The following is a 1,476-nucleotide window of genomic DNA, read 5'->3' as shown; positions in this document are numbered from 1 at the left end:
CGAGGTGCCTCATTTGAAAGTGAGCGCGTAATCCGGAGTGGTGCCTCACTTGGGGTGAGCGCGAAATCCTAGTCCTTGTCGGCTGGTGGGGTTTCGTTGTCTTCCGGTTCGACGCCCGCGATCCGGGCGAGCGTCTTGTTCAAGTATGCCATGTCCGGGCCCGCGCGTCTGGCCAGCCGCGCGGTGCGCGGGGCGGCCATGTCCTCGAGCCGGTCCTGGATGTCGTGGATGCGGCGGACGAGTTCGGCGGGGTTCACGGTCGCGAGCGTGCGTTCGATCTCCTCGCGCTTGTCGTCGGGAATATAGCCGGGGCCGCCCGCGGCCCTATCTTGGTCGTCGAACTCCTTGAGCCGCTCCCATGGTGTGCGCGGCCTGTCGTAGACGCGGCGGGGGCGTCCGTCCCGTGTGCTCTCGCGCGCGACGGGTTTCTTGGACGGGGTGAACAGGTTGGCCTTGACGCGCACCAGCTCCCACAGCTCGTTGAGCAGGTCGAGCTCGTCTACGGTATACCGGTAGTAGAACGCGTGGCGGCGCACGACGTGGTTGTTCCTGGACTCGACGGTGGCCTGGTCGTTCTTCCTGTACGGGCGGCTTCTGGTCTGCTCGATGTCGCGCTCGTGAAGCCACGCGATCAGGTCCCGGTTGATGAACTCGCTGCCGTTGTCCGAGTCGTAGGAGCGGATGCGGAACGGCAGGCGGGACTCGATCAGCGCCTCCGCCCTGGAGAAGTTCGCGAACGCGTTGTTCCTGCACGACGCGTTCTCGGTCCAGCCGGTGGCGATGTCGACCACGGTCAGGGTGCGGCAGAACTCGCCTCTCAGGCTCGGCCCGCAGTGAGCGACGGTGTCGGCCTCGACGTTGCCGGGCAGGCCGTCGAGCTCGTCGCCCGCCTTCCTGATCGTGATCGAATTGCGCAGCAGCTCGCCCGCGGGCCTCGTGCCAGCCAGGCCCTTCGGCCTGGCGGCGTCCCTCGTCTTCCTCAGATACCGGTCCATCGTGGCCGGGCTCATCGCCATCAATTCGTTGAACGTGAACCCGTCGTACTCGGCGAGCTCGCCGCAGGCCCTCAGCGTCGGCAGCCACAGGGGCAGCATCTCCTTGAGGTACTTCGCGCACGGCAAGTCCATCATCAGCCACACGCGCACCAGCAGCTCGCGCGACTGCTCCGAATACCGTTTCGGCCGCTCGACCTTGCCCTCCGGCGGTCCGCTCGGCTTCCTGCCGGCCTCGGTGAGCCTGCGTCGCGCGGTGCTCCTGCCGATCTTCAGCACGGAGCACATCTCGTCGAGGATGCGCCCCTTGTCCTTCTTCGATGCCTTCATGTACTCGTCCCTGAACCTCAGGGTGACCTGCCGCTTCGTCGCCATGCTGATCTTGCCTTCCATACGACAAGCCAAACAGGACCGGTACCGTTCGCGCTCATTTCCGATGAGGCACCACTAACCATTACGCGCTCAAAAAACATGAGTCACGTCG

Annotated in this window: 1 protein-coding gene; it reads right to left on the bottom strand. The window is 65.2% G+C overall.

The window, feature by feature from the left end; genetic code table 11:
- Positions 1-68 precede the first annotated feature (68 nt).
- Positions 69-1,385, bottom strand: a complete 1,317-nt coding sequence (locus tag DF200_RS10530) for an integrase catalytic domain-containing protein (RefSeq protein WP_109138218.1) — start codon at positions 1,383-1,385, stop codon at positions 69-71.
- Positions 1,386-1,476: the final 91 nt, after the last annotated feature.

The sequence above is a fragment of the Bifidobacterium catulorum genome (assembly GCF_003129925.1).
In the GTDB taxonomy this organism is placed as follows: domain Bacteria; phylum Actinomycetota; class Actinomycetes; order Actinomycetales; family Bifidobacteriaceae; genus Galliscardovia; species Galliscardovia catulorum.
This window is presented reverse-complemented; position numbering and strand designations above follow the sequence as displayed.